This window comes from Geodermatophilus sp. SYSU D01106 (assembly GCF_054049995.1).
Map to the genome: position 1 here is coordinate 46,942 of NZ_JBJGYM010000009.1, position 17,552 is coordinate 64,493.

The 17,552-nt window shown below is 75.5% G+C and carries 16 protein-coding genes; 6 read left to right on the forward strand and 10 right to left on the reverse strand.

What is annotated here, in order from left to right:
- Window positions 1-204: 204 nt before the first annotated feature.
- The 6 genes from ACI78R_RS11615 to ACI78R_RS11640 are packed head-to-tail and all read right to left on the reverse strand — an operon-like array spanning window position 205 to window position 7,329.
- Window positions 205-945 carry a glycosyltransferase family 2 protein gene (locus ACI78R_RS11615; RefSeq protein WP_457040833.1) on the reverse strand — a complete coding sequence of 247 codons (741 nt, stop codon included), beginning with the start codon at window positions 943-945 and terminating at the stop codon, window positions 205-207.
- Window positions 945-1,727, reverse strand: coding sequence for a glycosyltransferase family 2 protein (locus tag ACI78R_RS11620; RefSeq protein WP_457040834.1), 783 nt, complete (start codon window positions 1,725-1,727; stop codon window positions 945-947). Before ACI78R_RS11620 ends, ACI78R_RS11615 begins: the two co-directional genes overlap by 1 nt.
- Window positions 1,724-3,946 (reverse strand): lysylphosphatidylglycerol synthase transmembrane domain-containing protein, encoded by a 2,223-nt coding sequence (locus tag ACI78R_RS11625; protein ID WP_457040835.1) that lies wholly within the window; start codon window positions 3,944-3,946, stop codon window positions 1,724-1,726. Before ACI78R_RS11625 ends, ACI78R_RS11620 begins: the two co-directional genes overlap by 4 nt.
- The gene (locus ACI78R_RS11630) at window positions 3,946-4,518 is read right to left on the reverse strand and encodes an HAD family hydrolase (protein ID WP_336027915.1); all 573 of its coding nucleotides are present in this window, start codon (window positions 4,516-4,518) and stop codon (window positions 3,946-3,948) included. Before ACI78R_RS11630 ends, ACI78R_RS11625 begins: the two co-directional genes overlap by 1 nt.
- Window positions 4,519-4,570: 52 nt before the next feature.
- A complete protein-coding gene (locus tag ACI78R_RS11635) occupies window positions 4,571-5,008 on the reverse strand; it encodes a GtrA family protein (RefSeq protein ID WP_457040836.1) in 438 nt (145 codons plus the stop codon).
- Complete coding sequence (locus tag ACI78R_RS11640) at window positions 5,005-7,329, reverse strand: hypothetical protein (RefSeq protein WP_457040837.1); 2,325 nt, start codon at window positions 7,327-7,329, stop codon at window positions 5,005-5,007. The genes ACI78R_RS11635 and ACI78R_RS11640 overlap by 4 nt, the downstream gene beginning before the upstream one ends.
- Before the next feature lie 187 nt (window positions 7,330-7,516).
- Here ACI78R_RS11640 and ACI78R_RS11645 point away from each other — a divergent pair, with 187 nt between their 5' ends.
- Genes ACI78R_RS11645 through ACI78R_RS11665 form a run of 5 tightly spaced genes read left to right on the forward strand, consistent with a single transcriptional unit; the run spans window position 7,517 to window position 11,151 of the window.
- Window positions 7,517-8,320, forward strand: coding sequence for a TIGR03089 family protein (locus tag ACI78R_RS11645; protein WP_457040838.1), 804 nt, complete (start codon window positions 7,517-7,519; stop codon window positions 8,318-8,320).
- 41 nt (window positions 8,321-8,361) lie between these two features.
- On the forward strand, window positions 8,362-9,189 hold the full coding sequence (locus tag ACI78R_RS11650; RefSeq protein ID WP_457040839.1) for a CoA transferase subunit A: 828 nt from the start codon (window positions 8,362-8,364) through the stop codon (window positions 9,187-9,189).
- On the forward strand, window positions 9,186-9,854 hold the full coding sequence (locus ACI78R_RS11655; RefSeq protein ID WP_336027924.1) for a CoA transferase subunit B: 669 nt from the start codon (window positions 9,186-9,188) through the stop codon (window positions 9,852-9,854). Before ACI78R_RS11650 ends, ACI78R_RS11655 begins: the two co-directional genes overlap by 4 nt.
- Before the next feature lie 30 nt (window positions 9,855-9,884).
- The gene (locus ACI78R_RS11660; protein WP_073421523.1) at window positions 9,885-10,706 is read left to right on the forward strand and encodes a DUF1028 domain-containing protein; all 822 of its coding nucleotides are present in this window, start codon (window positions 9,885-9,887) and stop codon (window positions 10,704-10,706) included.
- Window position 10,707: 1 nt separating this feature from the next.
- Window positions 10,708-11,151, forward strand: coding sequence for a GtrA family protein (locus ACI78R_RS11665; RefSeq protein ID WP_073421522.1), 444 nt, complete (start codon window positions 10,708-10,710; stop codon window positions 11,149-11,151).
- Window positions 11,152-11,157: 6 nt separating this feature from the next.
- Here ACI78R_RS11665 and ACI78R_RS11670 read toward each other — a convergent pair whose 3' ends face one another.
- The 4 genes from ACI78R_RS11670 to ACI78R_RS11685 all read right to left on the reverse strand — a co-directional run bounded on the left by ACI78R_RS11670 (window position 11,158) and on the right by ACI78R_RS11685 (window position 16,765).
- The gene (locus tag ACI78R_RS11670) at window positions 11,158-11,583 is read right to left on the reverse strand and encodes an adenylyltransferase/cytidyltransferase family protein (protein WP_336027928.1); all 426 of its coding nucleotides are present in this window, start codon (window positions 11,581-11,583) and stop codon (window positions 11,158-11,160) included.
- Window positions 11,584-11,594: 11 nt separating this feature from the next.
- Window positions 11,595-12,002, reverse strand: a complete 408-nt coding sequence (locus ACI78R_RS11675) for a DUF6752 domain-containing protein (protein WP_073421521.1) — start codon at window positions 12,000-12,002, stop codon at window positions 11,595-11,597.
- Window positions 11,999-13,597, reverse strand: a complete 1,599-nt coding sequence (locus ACI78R_RS11680; RefSeq protein ID WP_457040840.1) for a class I SAM-dependent methyltransferase — start codon at window positions 13,595-13,597, stop codon at window positions 11,999-12,001. Before ACI78R_RS11680 ends, ACI78R_RS11675 begins: the two co-directional genes overlap by 4 nt.
- 180 nt (window positions 13,598-13,777) lie before the next feature.
- Window positions 13,778-16,765 carry a BTAD domain-containing putative transcriptional regulator gene (locus tag ACI78R_RS11685; protein ID WP_457040841.1) on the reverse strand — a complete coding sequence of 996 codons (2,988 nt, stop codon included), beginning with the start codon at window positions 16,763-16,765 and terminating at the stop codon, window positions 13,778-13,780.
- 159 nt (window positions 16,766-16,924) lie between these two features.
- On the opposite strand from ACI78R_RS11685, the gene ACI78R_RS11690 reads away from it, so the two are divergent.
- Window positions 16,925-17,551, forward strand: coding sequence for an FMN-dependent NADH-azoreductase (locus ACI78R_RS11690; protein ID WP_457040842.1), 627 nt, complete (start codon window positions 16,925-16,927; stop codon window positions 17,549-17,551).
- Window position 17,552: the final 1 nt, after the last annotated feature.

Below are 17,552 nucleotides of genomic sequence, written 5' to 3' on the forward strand. Positions count from 1 at the left end.
ACGCCGCGACGGCGCCCCCGTGCCCACCCGGGCCCGAGGGCGTCGTGCCGTCCGGGGGCCGGCGTCACGGGGCTGGCCCTCCCCCGGGAGCCGGCCACGGCCACCACTCCCGGCGGGCCGGGCCGTCGTCCTCCGGGGACGCCCCGGACGCGCGGAGGCCCGGTGGCGTTCGCCACCGGGCCTCCGGGTCGGTCGTGCGGGAGATCAGACCGGCAGGCCGGTCCGCTGGTAGGCCTCGAGCTCCTCGGGCGTGCCGAAGCAGTAGAAGTCGCCGCGCACGAGGCCCACGCGCCGGCCCGACGAGATGAGCTCGTTGAACACCAGCGAGACGTAGTACTCCGGCATGGCGGCGTCGATCTGCCGGGCCATGAGCCGGTCGGCGGCCTCGAGGAACACCCGCGCCGAGGTGAACGAGTAGACGCCCATGAGGGCGTCGGAGCTGATCGCCTGCTTCTCCGCGGTGCGGACGACGAGCCCGTCGGGGCCGACCTCGGCGAAGCTGTAGCGCGGCAGGACCGACGAGAACGACAGCAGCAGCCCGTCGAGGCTCTGCTGCTCGACGGCGTCGGCGAGCACCCGGAAGTACTCGGCGCTGTCGAAGGCGATGTCGCAGTCGATGATGACCAGCGGCTGGTCGGGGTCGAGCGCGTCGCGGGCCACCAGGCAGGTCTCGACGGCGCCGCGGGTGTCGTGGTCGAGCATGACGATCCGCGCGTCGGGCTGGGCGGCGAGGACCTTCTCGGCCAGCCCGTGCTCGGCGTCGTCGTCGGACCGGACGACGACGGTGACCGTCTGGTCCCCGGTCCACGGGTCGAACGAGCGCAGCGCCCGCTGGAACATCGGGCCGCCGTCGACCTCGATGAGCGGCTTGGGCGTGGTGATCCCGACCTTGCGGAACCGCGTGCCGAGCCCGCCCATCGGCATGAGCACCTGCAGCGTGGTCATCAGGAGACCTCGTCCCACTCGTAGTCGCGGTCCGGCGCGGGCTCCGACGTCGGCCGGCCCAGCCGCCACAGCGCCAGGTTGCGCAGCGCCGTCCGGAAGATGTTCCAGTTGCGCGCGTTCGACACCTGGTCCTCCTCGCGCCAGGTGATCGGCACGTACGCGAAGCGCACCTTGCGGGCCACCAGGTCGAGGATGAGCTCGTAGTTGAACGTCAGGTGGTTGGCGAAGCGCAGGTACCGGGACGGGTCGAGGTCGCGCAGCGCGAACAGGTTCAGCCCCGAGCCCAGGTCCTGCAGCGAGCGCAGCGCCACGGCGCTGTAGACGCCGTTGAGCACCCGGTTGCCCCAGACCCGCTTGGCGTCGTAGCCGTGCAGCGTCGAGTGCCGGCTGAACCGCGAGCCGAGCACCGTCTGGGTCTCCGGGTGGGCGGCGGCGTGGTCGAGCAGCAGCGTGACCTCGTCGCTCCTCGCCTGGTTGTCGCCGTGCAGGATCACCACGTGGGTCATCCCGGCGGCCCGGGCGTGCTCGAAGGCGACCTTGTGGGTGCCGCCGAGGCTGTTGTTCTGCCGGTTGCGGAACACCCGCAGCTGCGGCAGCCGGCCCGAGCGCCGGTACTCGACCGCCCGCTCGAGGGTGTCGTCGGTGCTGCGGTTGTCGATCACCCAGATCTCCTCGACCCGGGCGGCCACCTGGTCGGTGATCTCGTCGAGCACCCGGCCGATCTGGGGGGCGCAGTTGTACGCCGGGATGGCGACAACGACCTTCTGCGGCTCCGGACTCACCGTGCGAGGACCTCCCCGTCCCTCGGCGCATCGCCGAAGACGTCGTCGTCCTGGGCAGCCACGGGCAGCTCGTACTGCTCCAGGAAGCGGTTCAGCGCCTGGATGCAGACGCCGTAGTACTTGAGCACCGTGCCGGGGTTGATCGCCACCCGGTGGGTGAGCATCCGGCCGTAGAAGAGCCCGACGTGGAACAGCACCGCGCGCTGCTCGGCCTGCGACAGCCGCCGCGGCATGACCTCGGTGGAGACGAAGTCGGCGAGCTCGGCGTACCGGGCCGACCGCGCGTCGCGGTAGGTGATCTCCGGGGTGCCGTCGGCGGCGGCGCCGAGGACGACCGGGTCCTCGTCGTCGTTGAGGAACTCGTAGCCGTACAGCAGCGACTGCATGTGCCGGGCGAAGTCGATGACCGGGCCGCGGATCTGGTTGTCGTCGGAGGGGTCGATGACCAGCACCCGGTCGGTGGGCAGGTCGACGAGGATGTTGTCGACCGTCAGGTCGCCGTGGATGTGCGACGACGCCCGGAAGGTGGCCAGGTCCTCCCACGCGGCCGGGTTGGCCTGGATACGGGCGAGGATCCGGTCGAAGTTGTCCAGCTCGGTGCCGTTGACGACGATGCGGTCGCCCTTGAGCGCCTCCGCCAGCGCCGGATGCGAGTCCGCGGCGGCGCGCACGCGCAGCACGAACCGCTCGGTGACGTAGTCGTCGCGCAGCTCCGGCCGCGCCTCGAGCCCGCCGAGCCGGTAGACCCGCGAGTACATGTAGTCCCAGACCTCGGCGAGCTTGGCCGCGCCCTCGGCCAGCGGGTTCTCGTGCACGTACTCGTGCAGGGGCACGCTGCTGGGCCGGTACTCGAGGTCGATCGAGTAGTGGTCCTCGGCGTGCTCCTCGCGCAGCACGGTAACCAGCTGGTCGTGGTCGGCGCGCTCGGCCAGCCAGTCGTGCTGGTTCTTCAGCCGGTGCGCGTACTCGGTGGGCACCATCTTCTTCACGAACAGCTCACCCGAGCCGTTGGTGGCCAGCAGCGTCACCGCGTTCGACCCGCCCTTGAAGAAGCGGACCAGGCTGACGTTGCCCTTCACCTCCAGCCGGTGCATGACCGTGCTCAGGTGCTGGCGCTGGAAGTAGGCGTCGAGGAAGTGCGTCATCGACCCGGAGATGTCCTGGTCGCGGCCGAGCTTGTTCACGTACCGGTCGGCCGGGGCGAGCTCGGCGCCGGCCAGCGGGTCGCTGGTGCGCCGGGCCCAGTTGACGAACAGCGAGACGACGGCGACGACGATCACCGGCACGTTCACGACCGCCCAGGAGGCGGCGGCGAACAGCAGCACCTCGGAGCCGGACAGGCCGGTGCTGCCGGTGACGAAGTCGCGGATCCCGTCGGCGTAGGAGCCGGGGGCGCCGTTGCCGATGCTCGGGCTCACCACGCCGGCGGGCGCCGCGGTGGTGATGACGGCGTCGCGGCTCGACAGCGCCGGGAAGACGACGGCGACGGTGACCGCGGCGGCGGCGACGTAGCAGGCCCACGAGGCCAGCGTCAGCACGCCGTAGCGGGCGAGCTGGCGGCGCTGCCGCAGGAACCGCTGGAAGCCGAAGATGACCGACCACAGCTTGAACCGGGCCCGGTTCTCGAGGTCGGTGTTGAGCCACGCCGTCATCCGCCAGGCCAGCCGCATGAGCGTGGCGTTCTCGCGCACGAGCGCGGCGAACGAGCCGATGAGCACCAGCGAGACGACCAGCGCGGCGACGGCGGCGAACGGCACGATGCCGGCGATCGGGCCGCCGTACAGCGCGATCACCAGCAGGAACGCCACCGAGACGAGGACGACGTCGATGAGCCGCTCGAGCACGACGGCCATCAGCGTGTACAGCCAGCTGATCCGCAGCGTCTTCGCGACCAGGTAGGAGCGGACGACCTCGCCCACGCGCAGCGGCCAGACGAGGTTGAACAGGTAGCCGATCGACAGGTGCCGGAACTGCCCGGCGAGGCTGCCCCGCCGCACGTTGTCGATCGGCACCTTGGTGCGCGCGGCGCGCAGCACGTGCCCGCCCAGCTGCACCGCGGCGGCCAGGCCCAGCAGCGCCCAGCCGCCGCCGGACAGGCCGGAGGCCAGCCGGTCGGCCAGGTCGGTGAGCGAGCCCCAGGTGAGGACGACGAAGCCGGCGAGCGAGAGCAGCGCGACGACGATGAGCGCGAGCCGGCCGCGCGAGTACCGGAGAGCCATCAGAAGTGCGGCACCTCGAGGACCATCAGCCCCGCCGCGAGGGCCGCCTGGCGCCCGGTCTCGGAGTCCTCGAACGCCAGGCTCGCCGACGCGTCGGCGCCGAGCAGCTCCAGCGCCCTGAGGTAGCCCTCCGGGTCGGGCTTGCTGCGGGTCACCTCGTCACCCCACACGACGACGTCGAACAGCGGCGTCAGCCCGTGGGTGTCGAGGATCTGCCGGCCGTTGCCGGACTTGGCGGTGCTCACCAGCGCGGTGCGGTGGGTCGGGGCGACCAGCCGCAGGAACGCGATGAGCGCGTCGTTGGCCGAGGTCTCGTGCAGGACCTCGGCGTAGAGCCGGCTCTTGGCCGCGCGGATCGTGTCGACGCCGCTGGGGTCGATGCCCGGCAGCAGGTCGGGGATGAAGTCGCGCGAGTCGCGGCCCCAGGTGCCGGCGAACTGCTCGGGCGTCAGCTCGTGGCCGGACTCCGCGAACGCGTCGCGGTAGGCCGCGTAGTTGGCCTCGCGCGTGTCGACGAGGGTGCCGTCGAGGTCGAAGAGCAGGGCCTGCACCGACCCGCCTGGACGCGTCATGCCGTTCGGTCCCCCCAGTGCGTCGGTCCCGGTGCCCGGTCGTGCTGCCACCTCAGGCCCCCGCCCCGTCGCGCGCCGGCTCCCGCTCGGGCTGCGGCGCCGGGCGGCCGCGGAACAGCAGCTTGCTGGCGACGAAGTTGGCCGCGAACGACGGCGGCAGCGACACCAACTTACAGACGAAGGCGTCCCACCCCGTGACGTCGTGCAGGAGCTCGATGAGCACCGAGAAGACGACGATCGAGGTCGCGTACCAGCCGACGAACAGCGCGAAGGTGGTGCGCGAGCGCTCGGCGGCGAAGGCGTACTTCGTCACGAACAGGTAGACGACGACCACGGCGCAGGCGGCGCTGACCACGTTGGCGACGCCGGGCGAGGCGCCCAGCCGCACGCCGAGGGCGAAGACGCCCAGGTCGACGGCGAGGCCGAGGCACGAGCCGAGGAGGAAGCGGACCACCTGCCGCAGCAGGTGCCGCACGCGGCCGCCGCTCACCGGGCGCCCCCGGCCGTCGCCGGGCGGGCCGCCGTCGCCGGTGTCATCCGCCGGGACCGGCCGGCCGCCAGGGCCGCCCCCACGACGGCGAGGGCACCGATGGCCACCGCGGGCAGGAGGATGCGCTGCCCGACCGGCAGGTATCGTACGACGAGCTCGGCCGCGTCGGTGCCCGCCGGGACCTCGACCCGCAGCACCGCTCCGTCCACGGTGTCGAGCGGGAGGGTCCGGCCGTCGAGCGTGGCCTCCAGGCCCGGCCACGCGGGGATGCGCAGGACGACGGTCCCGCCCTCGGCGCCGGTCGAGACCCGGTAGGTGTCCATCGGCTCGTCCGCGTAGGCGAGCCGGAACCCACCCTCCGGCTGGCTGACCTCGACGCCGTCGGCGCTGGTCACGCGGCCGGGCAGGTCGTCGTCACGGCGGTACTCGACGTGGGCGCCTGCCTCCCCCACGCGGGTCCACGCGCGCTCGAAGTGCTCCCGCAGGGCGGCCGGGGCGTCGCGGTCGAGCAGGACCGTGTCCTGGGCGAGCAGGTCGATCCAGGCCTCGCCGGTGGTCGGCTCGACCTCGAGGAGCTCCCCGGGGTCACCGCAGGTGATGCCGCGGAAGTCCTGGCACCAGTGCTCGTTGACGTGGCGCTGCCAGACGGCGAAGGAGCCGGTGCCCGCCCGGAAGTCGGCGGCCAGGTTGCCGTTGCCGGCCAGCACGCCGTCGGCCCAGCCGAGGTCCTCGGGCAGGTCGAAGGTGAGCACGGTGGCCGAGCCGTCGGTGAGGACCGAGCGGTCGCGATACTCCTCCACGGTCGTCCCGAGTTGCCACCCCGGGTAGAGCGCCCGGAAGGGCATCCCGTCGGGGCGGTCCGCCGACTCCAGGACGTCGACGCGGTCCTGCAGCGACACCATCATCAGCTCCCCCAGCAGCACCGGCAGCGAGGTCAGGACGACGAGCGCGACCGCCGCGGCCGCGCGGACCCGCCGCCCCGGCGCCCGCAGCCGCAGCGCGAACGCGGCCAGCGCCGCGGCCACGAGGACCAGGGCCACCGCGTGCCAGCGCAGGAAGACCGGCGCGCGGAAGCACGCGAGCAGCACCTGGGCGAGGACGAGGATCCCGGCCAGCTGCCAGCGCCGCCGCGTCAGGTGCGGCGCCGCGGTGACCGCGACGAGGCTGAGGACGGGCAGGAGCACCTGCAGGACGACGACGTAGCGCAGCGGGTAGCGGAAGACTGAGACCGTCGTCGGCAGTTGGGTGAAGACCGCCGCGAGCACGACCACGCCCAGCACGGTGAGCACGCCCGGGGCACGCAGCGCCCGCCGCCAGTCGACCAGCGCGAGCACCGGGACGGCGATGGTCATGGTCGTCATCGCGGGGACCAGGCCGAGGTCGCCTCCCCAGGCGTTGGTCTGCGCCATCAGGGTGGGGCCGCCGAGCAGCACGTCGACCAGGTTGGGCACCGCGAAGCCGGCGTTGCCGACGACCGGGTCCGCGCCGAGCCGGCTGATCACCCCGGAGATCTGCACGGTCGTCAGCAGGGTCGGCAGGGCCAGGACCAGACCGCCGACGGCGGCGGCCAGGTGCGTCCAGCCGTCCCGGTCGAGCACGGCGGGCAGCCCCCCGTCCCGGAAGCGCTCCGCCAGGTGCAGGACGTAGGCGGCGCCGGCGAAGAAGAGGACGTAGGGGTTGCCCGACGCGAGCAGCGCCCAGGTGGCCAGGCCCAGCACCAGCGGGCCGAGCACGCCGCGCCGCTGCAGGGCCCACCAGAACCAGGGCAGCCAGGCGACGCTCCACAGCAGCGGCCACCAGGAGCTGCCGTACCAGAGGTAGAAGCCGCTCGACGCCACACCCAGGGCGCCCGCGACGGCCAGCCACGGCGCGACGCGGTGGTGGCGCAGCAGGGCGAGGACGCCGGAGCCGAGCAGCAGCACGCACAGGAGCGCGAATCCCCAGGCCATGGTCAGGAAGTCGTCGGTCTGCGCGGCGAGGGCCTGCAACCCCCAGTGCAGCGGGTCGAGGACGCCGTACTGCATGTCGGCGGCGAGGTTGCCCGCCATCCCCTGCTCGGGGTCCATCAGCGGCGGCCGGCCGCCCTCGAGGTTGCGCCCGAGCCACCAGGTCATCGGACCGAACTGCGACTGGGCGTCGTCGAGCCAGAAGAACCTGGCGTCCAGCGACCGCAGAGCCGCCAGCTGGGCGACCTGGGCCACCACGTAGGCCCCCCAGGTCAGGAGTTCGACACGCGCCCGGCGGAACCGGCCGGTCGGCGCGGTCGGCTCGACCTCCGCCACGGACGCTGGCGGGGCGTCCTCGACGATGTGTGCGGTCACGTTCCGGCTCTCTTCCCTGGCGCGGACGGCTCACGGTCACGGCGGGCCAGTGGGATCGGGGGTCCGCAACGTCGACGCGTCCGGCCCGGCTGCGCCCGAGAGGTGCCCAGGCGTTCCGGGGGCCGACTGTATCCGCGCGCGGACGACGCCGGGGCGAACCGGTCCGGTCCGGTGCCACCCTGTCCCCGTGCCTCCCACTCGTCCCACGGACCCCGCCGGGCTGCTCGCCGCGGCGCTGCGCCGCGACCCCTCCGCCCCCCTCGTCACCGCCTACGACGACGCCACCGGCGAGCGCGTCGAGCTGTCGGCCACGACGCTCGCGAACTGGGTGGCGAAGACCGCGAACCTGCTGCAGGACGAGTTCGACGTCGGCCCGGGCAGCACGGTCGCCGTCGCCCTGCCGGTGCACTGGCAGACCGCCGCGGTGCTGCTCGGCGTGTGGAGCTGCGGCGCCGCGGTGCTCGACACCGCCGCCGAGGACGACGGCCGCCTCGACGCCGCCGACGTCGTCCTCGCCGCGCACGACCGGCTCGCGCCACTGGAGGAGCAGGACCTCCCCGACCTGATGGGCCTGTCGCTGCACCCGCTCGGGATGGGCATGACCGGGTACGCGGGCCCGGCCCGCGACTTCGCGCTCGAGGTGCGCGGGCACGGCGACGTCTTCACCCCGTACCAGCAGCCCGACCCGGCCTCCCCGGGACTGTCCGCCGGCGGCCTGCAGCTGACCCTCGGCGCGCTGGCCGGGGCCGCGGAGGAGCTCGCCGGGCGGCTGGGCCTCGCGGCCGGGGACCGGGTGCTGGTCGACGAGCGGACCGCGGAGGAGGCCGGGCCCGTCGCCTGGCTGCTCGCGCCGCTGGCCGCCGGGGCCTCGCTCGTGCTCGTGCGGCACCCCGACCCCTCGGCCCTGCGCGGCCGGGCGGAGGCCGAACGGGTCACCGCTACGCTCGGCGTCCGGATCGAGGGCATCCGCGAGCTGGGCCGGCCCGCCTGAGGCGGCCGCCCCACCGCGCCGGGAGAGACGGTGGTCAGCTGATGGACAAGGTCGTCGCGAGCGCGCGGGAGGCGGTGGCCGACGTCGGCGACGGCGCCGTCCTCGCCGTGGGCGGGTTCGGGCTCTGCGGTGTCCCGGTGGCGCTGATCGACGCGCTGCTGGAGAAGGGGTCGCGGGACCTGACGACCATCTCCAACAACTGCGGCGTCGACGACCAGGCACTCGGCGTGCTGCTCTACGCCGGCCGCATCCGCCGCACGATCAGCTCCTTCGTCGGCGGCAACAAGGAGCTCGCCCGGCTGTACCTGTCCGGCGAGCTGGAGGTCGAGCTGACCCCGCAGGGCACGCTGGCCGAGCGGCTGCGGGCCGGCGGCGCCGGCATCCCCGCCTTCTACACGCCCACCGGCGTGGGCACGATGGTCGCCGACGGCGGCATCCCGGTGCGCTACGACGCCGACGGGACCGTCGTCGAGACGTCCGCGCCGAAGGAGACCCGCGTCTTCGACGGCACCGAGTACGTGCTGGAGACCGCGCTGACCGCCGACTTCGGCCTGGTCCGCGCCGCGGTCGGCGACCGGCACGGCAACCTGGTCTTCCACGAGTCGGCGATGAACTTCAACCCGCTGGCCGGCATGGCCGGGCGGGTCACGATCGCCGAGGTCGAGGAGCTCGTCGAGCCCGGCGAGATCACCCCCGAGCACGTGCACCTGCCCGGCGTCTTCGTCGACCGGGTGGTCGTCGTCGGCGCCGAGGGGAAGAAGATCGAGCGGCGCACCACGCGCCCCCGCCCGGCCGCGGCCGCCGACCCCGCCCCCCTCGCCGCCGGCGGCGACGAGGCCACCGAAGAGGGCATGGAGGAGGACAAGTGACCCTGACCCGCGACCAGCTCGCCGCCCGGGTGGCCCAGGAGCTGCAGGACGGCTCCTACGTCAACCTCGGCATCGGCATGCCCACGCTGGTGCCCAACCACGTCCCCGACGGCGTGCACGTGGTGCTGCACAGCGAGAACGGCGTCCTCGGCGTCGGCCCGTACCCCTTCGAGGGCGACGAGGACCCCGACCTGATCAACGCCGGCAAGGAGACCGTCACGATCCTGCCGGGCGCGAGCTTCTTCGACTCCGCCATGAGCTTCGGGATGATCCGCGGCAAGCACCTGGACCTCGCCATCCTCGGCGCGATGCAGGTCAACCCCCGCGGCGACCTCGCCAACTGGCTGATCCCCGGGAAGATGGTCAACGGCATGGGCGGGGCGATGGACCTCGTCCACGGCGCCAAGCGCGTGATCATCATGATGGAGCACGTGGCCCGCGACGGGTCGCCGAAGCTGGTCGAGGAGTGCTCGCTGCCGCTCACCGGCAAGGCCTGCGTCGACCGGGTGGTCACCGACCTCGCCGTCGTCGACGTCACGCCCGAGGGGTTCGTGCTGCGCGAGGTCGCCCCCGGCGTCACCGCCGACGAGGTCGTCGAGAAGACCGGCGCCCCGCTGGCGGTGCCCGGCGACGTGCCCACGATGGCCCTGCCGGCCACGGTCTGACCCCGTCGTGACCACGGCACCGCTCCCCCGGTGACGTTCTCGGTCGTCGCCCGCGACCCGGTCACCGGGGACATGGGCATCGCGGTCTCGTCCTGCATCCTCGCCGTCGGCCGGGCGGTGCCCAGCGCCCGCCCGGGCGTCGGCGTGGTCGCCGTCCAGGCGCGCAGCCCGCGCGGCCTCGGGCACGTGCTCCTCGGCGGGCTGGCCGAGGGCACCGCGCCCGCGGTGCTGGTGCGCCGGGCCGCGCACGCCGCGGAGGACGTCGACCGGCAGATCGCCGTCCTCGCGACCGACGGTTCCGTCGCCGCCGACACCGGCCCGGGGTCGTTCCCGGTCAGCGGCCACGTCGTCGGCGCGGGCTGGAGCGTCCAGGGCAACATGCTCGCCTCGCCGGAGGTGCTCCCGGCGATGGCCGCGGCCTACGAGGCCGCCGCGGGCGGGCTGCCCGACCGGCTGCTGGCCGCGCTCGCCGCGGGGCAGGACGCCGGCGGCGACCTGCGCGGTCGCCAGTCGGCGGCGCTGCTCGTGGTGAGCGGGCAGCCCGCGTCGGAGGAGGACGACGGCGTGCGGATGGACCTGCGCGTCGACGACTCCGGCGACCCGGTCGCCCAGCTGCGGATGCTGCGCAACCTGCAGCGGGCCTACGACGAGCGCGACTACGACACCCTGGCGCTGTTCGCCCCGGAGGGCGCCCGCGACCTCTACGCCGCGCTGGCCGCCTCCCGCCGGGGCGACCGGGAGGGCGCCCGCGCCGCGCTGGCCGCCGTCCGCCGTCGCCCGGGCTGGTCGGCGTGGTTGGCGTCGATGGCGGGTGACTCGCGGCTGGCCGCGGTCTCCCGGCTGCTCGACTGACGTGGCCGCCGACGTCCCCGCCGACGGCATCCCGGCCGACGGACCCGCCCGCGAGCCCGCCCGCGACGGGCTGCTGCGCCAGCTGACCCGCTTCGTCGCCGTCGGCGCGCTGTCGGCGGTCGTCGACCTCGGCGTCTACACCCTCGGCCTGCACCTGGGGCTGGCCACCTGGCTCGCCCGGGCGATCAGCTTCGTCTGCGGCACGACGACGGCCTACGTGCTCAACCGGCGCTGGGCGTTCGGGGTCGAGGGCGGGTCGCGGCGGGTGGCCGGGTTCGTGCTGCTCTACGGCACCACGTTCGGGGTGGTGCTGGCCGTGAACGCGCTGGCCCTGCTGTGGCTGCCCGGGCGGTGGTGGGCGCCGACGCTGGCCTGGGCCGTCTCGCAGGGCGTCGGCACCGCCGTCAACTTCGTCGTCCTGCGGACGGTCGTCTTCCGCCGCTGACGGCGCTCAGGCGCTCTCGCCGACCTCCGCCGGAACCCCGCGGATCTGCTCGATGATCGCGGTCGTGGACACCGCCGGGGTGCGCTCCAGGTAGACGACCCGGCAGACGTCGCCGAGGCCGTCGAAGCGGCCGGCCCAGTCGTCGCCCATGACGAGGACGTCGGCCCGCTGCTCGACGAGGTACCGCCGCTTGGCCTCCAGGCTGTGCTCGACGAACACCTCGTCGACGCACCGCAGCGCGCCGACGATCGCCATGCGCGCCGCGAGCGGGTAGACCGGCGAGCGCCCCTTCTTGCCGCGGTTGAGCTCGTCGGAGCTGACGCCCACGACGAGCCGGTCCCCGAGCGCCGCGGCCCGCTCGAGCAACCGGAGGTGGCCGGCGTGGAACACGTCGAAGGTGCCGAAGGTGACCACGCGCGTGGGGCCGGGCACCGGCGCCAGGCTCACAGGGTCTCCGGCCGGAGCGAGCGCAGGACGGCCGGGTCGATCTCCCGGTCGTGCAGGGGCAGGACCAGCTCGGTGACCAGGTCGGTCAGCTCGGCGACGCGCAGGTGCAGCCGCCGCTCCTCGTGCAGGCCGTCCCGCAGCCGCGCCACCTCCTCGCGGAGCGCGCCCACCTCGTCGCCGAGGCCGCGCAGCCGGGCCACCTCCGCCTCGAGCTCGCGGGTGCGGCCGCGCGCCTCGTCGAGCTCCTCGCGCAGCCGGTCGTCGGCGGCGCGGAGGTCGGCGAACTCCTGCTGCAGGGCGGACAGCTGCCCGGCCAGCTCGAGGCCGGCGGGTGCCAGGACCCGGCGCACCAGGTGCGCCGGCCGGGCCAGGGGGCGCCGGGGCGCCGCGTCGTCGGGGGTCAACTGTTCCTCCGTCGCAGGGTGATGCGCCACAGGTCGGTGAGGCGCTCCTCGGGGGCGCCGGCCCAGGAGACCGGCTCGGTGCACGGGACCACCTCGTCGGCGACGAGCCGGTGCCGCGCCGCCTCGGCGAGGACGTCGTCGAGGCGCAGGTGGCGGTGGGGGGCGATCCCCGGGTGGGCGTGGTCGGCGACGACGTCGAGGTGGGCGGTCCCGCCGCGGCGCAGCAGCATCCCGCAGAGCCGGAACACGTTGTCCCGGCCGCGGTCCTCCAGCGCGTTGAGCAGCCGGCGGCCGAGCACCGTCCAGGCGCCGGGGTGCCCGGCGGCGAGCTCGGCGCCCAGCCGGAGGACGAGGCGGGTGTCGAGGAGGTTGAGGACGTCGAAGGCGACGTCGAGGTCCCGCTCCCCCGCCGCCCGGCGCGCGGTCTCCAGGGCGTACCGGGAGAAGTCGACGGCGCGCACGGTCCGGCCCGCGGCGGCCAGGGCCAGCGCGTCCGAGCCCAGGCCGCAGCCGAGGTCGAGCACCGGCGCGCCGTCCGGGGCCGTCGCGTGCAGCGCCCGGGCGAGGCCGCTCATGGCGCGGGCGGGGCGGGGCTCCCCGGTGGCGAGGACGACCTCGTCCTCCCAGCCCTCGCGCTCGACGTTGTAGTCGGCGAACCAGCCGTAGAAGCGGTCGGCCGTCTCCGGCGGGATGTCGAACTGGTAGGCCGGGTCCGGCACGCGCCACCCGGGTCCGAACAGCTCGACGAGCATCCGCTCGGGGTCCCGCGGCGCCGGCTCCGGGCGGCCCTCGACCAGCACGGTCACCGGCGGGAGGAGGTCCTCCTCGGTCGCCTCGGTGCGGATCGGGAAGTGCTGGAACCAGCGCCCCTCGAGCAGGAAACCGGTGAAGACGTCGACGTAGTGGTCGGGCCGGCCCTCGTGCTCGACGAGGACCTGGAGGTGCCCGGCCGACAGGCGCAGCACCCGGTGTCCGGCGCCGGCCAGCACCCGGCCGAGCTCGAACGCCTCGAGCACCACGTCCACCGGGACCGAGAGCCGGCTGAGGTAGGCGAGGTCGGCGTCGTCGTCGTGCGGGAGGACGTGCCCGTCCTCGCGGACCGGACCGAGCAGGCTGCCGCCGGTCACGTAGACCCGGTCGCCGAGGTGCGCCTGCACGAGGGCCCGGATCTCGTCCATCGAGTCGAGCATCCGCTCGACCATGGCGGGGCCGGCGTCGCCGAGCGCGTGCCCGAGCCGCCCCCACTTGTTGACCACGAGCGGGCGGCCGTGCCGGTCGGCCAGCCGCAGCGGGCCCGGGTCGCCGTCGAGCGAGGTCTCCGCCTCCGCCCAGGCCCCCGCGTCCTCGCCCACGGTCCGCAGCGCCACGCGGAAGGTGCCCCGCAGGTGCGGGAGGAGGGCCGGCGGCCACGGCTCGAAGCCGACGCGGGTCCCCTCGTCGACGCCGGGCGGCCGCTCGGGGGCGACGCCGTCGGGCCGGTCGCGGAACGACCAGACGCGCCGGTCGTCGAGCAGCACGTCGAGGACGCGCCCGGCGACGTCGGCGGACTCGTAGGCCAGGCCGTCCGCGGACGGCCAGAGACTGCGTGGCGGCATGGCTCCGGAGGGGTCGGGGCCGTCCCCGGAGGTCCCGGTGTTCGCGCGCGGGACGGGACGACGATGCCCCGATGTTACGGACCGGTCACCCGCAGTACAGGTCGGACACGCCCGGGCCCCGTCCGCGTCCCTGCTGTCGGGATGGAGGCCCCTGCCCGGGCCGCGGCGGCCTGACCCGGGCTACGCCCGCGGGGCGCCGTCAGGCAGGGCGGCCAGCAGGTCGGCGGGCGACTCCGGGCGCCCCTCCGCCACGGCGGCCGCGTACCGCTCGCCGAGCGCCGCGCGCAACCGGGGCAGCCACGCCGCGACCCGGCGCTCCTGGGACGGCGTCCGCGGGAGCGGGCCCTCCTCGCGGAGCCGGCCGGCGGCACCGACGAGCCGCGCGGCGGCCCGCGGGTCGCCGTCGCCGACGGCCTCACCGAGCAGCTCGAGGGTCTCCGCGAGCGCGGCGGGCTGGCCCAGCTCGAGCGCGTTCGCGCCGGCGCGCCGCAGCAGCGCCGTGGCCGCGGCCGGCTCGCCCAGCGCGAGCGACGCCTGCGCCAGCGTCTGCAGGGACGCGGTGACGCCCTCCCGGTAGCCGACCGCCTCGAACACCGCGAGGGACTCCTGGGCGAGCCGCTCGGCCTCCGCCACCGCCCCGTCGGCCAGGCAGGTGCGGGCGAGCTGGTCCAGGCACAGGGCGCCGAGGTGCGGGTCACCGGCGCGGCGCAGGAGGTGCCGGGCCTCCACCAGCAGCTCGCGGGCGAGCCGGGCGTCGTCCCCGTCGAGCGCGGTGCGGGCACGCAGCACCAGGCCGAGGCCCGCGCCGCTGTCGTCCCGCACCGACCGGTACAGCCCGATGGAGCGGTCCTGCGCGGTGGCGGCGTCGTCGAGGCGGCCCAGTGCCCAGCGGGCGGTGCCCAGGTGCAGCAGCGCACGGGCCTCGCCGCGGGAGTCCCCGATGGCGGCGAAGCCCGCGGCGGCCCGGGTGCACTCCTCCTCGGTCACCGCCAGCTCGCCGACGGACTCGGCGTGCATGCCGGCGGCCAGGTGCAGCTCGGCGTCGAGGCGCGGCCCGTGCGGCCCCGCGGCCCGCGCCTCGGCGATCCAGGCCCGCGCCTCCGCGAAGGAGCCCTCGTGGGACCAGAACCACGACAGCGCGCACACCATCCGCGCGCCCAGGTCCGCCCGGCGCCCCGGGCCGCGCAGGCAGTGGGCCAGCGCCGCCCGCAGGTCGGCGCGTGACGCGCGGAGCTCGGCGAGCCAGCCCGCCTGGTCCGCGCCGCGGATGGAGCGGTCGGCATCCTCGGCGAACGCGGCGTACCAGTCCGCGTGCCGGTCCGCGGCCGCCGACGCCTCGTCCGGACGGGTCGCCAGGCGGGCGCCGGCGAAGGCCCGGACGGTGTCGAGCAGCCGGAAGTGGTCGGCGTCGCCCACCGCGACCAGCGACTGGCGGACGAGGCTGAGCAGCAGCTGCAGCCCGTCGGCCGCCAGCCCCGCCCCGGCCACCTCGGCGGCCGCCTCCAGCGGGAAGGGGCCCGCGAAGACCGCGAGCCGGTCCAGGAAGGCGGCCTCGTCCTCGGTCAGGAGGCCGTAGCTCCCGTCGATCGCCGCGCGCAGCGCACCGTCGCCGAGCAGCCGCAGGCGGTCCTCGAGCAACGCGGCCGTCTTGCGGGGGCTCAGCGCCGCCGCGTGGCCGGCCGCGAGCTCGATGGCCAGGGGCAGCCCGTCGAGCAGGCGGCACACCGCCGCCACGTCGCCCGCGTTGGCCGCGTCGAGGACGAACCCGGGCCGGACGGCGGCGGCGCGCTCGCAGTACAGCCGCACCGCCGGCGAGGCACCGACCACCTCGACGTCGTCCTCCTCGGCGGCGGGGACGGGCAGCGTCGGGACCGGCCGGACCAGCTCGCCGGGGACGCCGAGCGGCCGGCGGCTCGTGGCGAGCACGCGCAGCCCCGGGCAGCCGGCGGCCAGGACGGCGACCAGGCGCCCGACGTCGGCGACCACGTGCTCGCAGCTGTCCAGGACGAGTACCGCCTCCCGGCCGCCGATCCAGCGGCGCAGCTCGTGCGCGGCGTCGTCCGTGGCGAGGCCGGTGCCGGTGGCGGCGGCGACCGCGGCGCCGACGCCGTGCCCGGCGGCGACGGCGGCGAGGTCGGCCCACCACACCGTCCCGGCCGGCGCGCGGACCGCCTCCGCCGCGAGCCGGCTCTTCCCCGCTCCCCCGGGCCCGGTCAGCGTGACGACGTGGGAGCCGGCGAGGGCCTCCCGCACGGCGGCGACCTGCTCGTCGCGGCCGACCAGCGAGGTGAGGGCGACCGGGACGCCGGGCACCTCCGCCGGGGCCGGCGGGCGCGGGGCGGGCTCGGAGTCGGGCTCGGAGTCGGGCTCGGAGTCGGGCGCGGGGTCCGGTACCGGCGCCCGCCGGGCGGCCGGGACGGTGTCGAGCGGCGGGTCGAGCCGCCGGTCCTGCCGGAGGACCTGCCGCTCGAGCTCCGCCAGCCCCGGCCCGGGGTCGAGACCGAGGTCCTCGGCGAGCACGGTCCGCGCGCGGTGCAGGGCGGCCAGCGCCTCGGCCTGCCGCCCGGCCCGGTAGAGGGCGAGCGCCAGCTGGCCCTGCAGGCGCTCCCGGAAGGGGTGCTCCCGCGCGAGCTGCGCGAGGTCGGGCAGCGCCTCGTCGTGGCGGCCGAGGACCAGCAGGGCGTCGGCCCGGGACTCGCAGGCCTGCACCCGCAGCTCGTCGAGCCGGGCGATGTCGGCCTGGGCGAACGCGTCGTCGGCCGCCTCGGCGAACGCCGGTCCACGCCACAGCGCCAGCGCCTCCGACGCCGCGCGCAGCCGGACTCCCGGCTCCTGCGCGGCCGCCGCCCGCCGGACGAGCTCCTCGAACCGGGCGGCGTCCACGCTCCCGGGGTCGACGACGAGCCGGTAGCCGGCCGGCCCGCGGTCGATGCGCAGCCGCTCCCCCGCGACGGTCCGGCGCAGGTAGGAGACCAGCAGGTGCAGGGCGTTGTCCGCGTTGACCGGCGGCGCATCGCCCCACAGCTGGTCGATCAGGGTGTCCTGCGGCACCGGGTCCCCGCGGCGCAGCAGCAGCGACAGCAGCAGCCGGCGCGGCCGGCCCCGGCGCACCTCCACGGGGCGGCCGTCCCGACGGACCTCGAGCGGGCCGAGCACCAGGAGGTCCACGATCGGCACTCCTCCGGGACGGACGGGACGGCAGCGGCGGGGAAGCTACCCCGCCCGCGGCGCCCCGTGACACCCGTCCGACAGCGCCGTGACAGGACGCCGCCGCAGGGTCGGACCCGACGCGGCACAGGGCCGCGCCGCCGCCCCCCAGGAGCACCGATGTCCCGTCTGCTGCACGTCTCCGCCTCCCCCCGCGGGGCCCGGTCCGAGTCGCTCGCCCTCGCGGCGACCTTCCTCGACACCTACCGCGAGGCCAACCCGCTCGACGACGTCGACACCCTCGACCTGTGGGACGGCACGCTGCCGGACTTCGGGCCGGCGGCCGCCGCGGCGAAGATGGCCGTCTTCGCCGGCGAGGAGCCCCAGGGCGCCGCGGCGGAGGCGTGGGCCCGCGCGGTCGAGACCTTCCGGCGGTTCGACTCCCACGACCGCTACCTGTTCAGCGTGCCGATGTGGAACGCCGGGATCCCCTACGTCCTCAAGCAGTTCATCGACGTGGTCAGCCAGCCGGGCATGGTCTTCTCCTTCGACCCGGTCGCGGGCTACACGGGCCTGCTCACCGGCAAGAAGGCCGCGCTCGTCCTCACCAGCGCCGTCTACGGGCCCGGCCGCGGCCCCGCCTTCGGCTCGGACTTCCAGGCCCCCTACCTGCGCGACTGGCTCGCCTGGGCAGGCATCACCGAGGTCGAGGAGGTCCACTTCCGCCCGGACCTGGCCACCGCCGACGCCGCGGCGGCCCGGGATCGCGCCCACGAGGACGCCCGCCGCGTCGCGGCGAAGTTCTGAC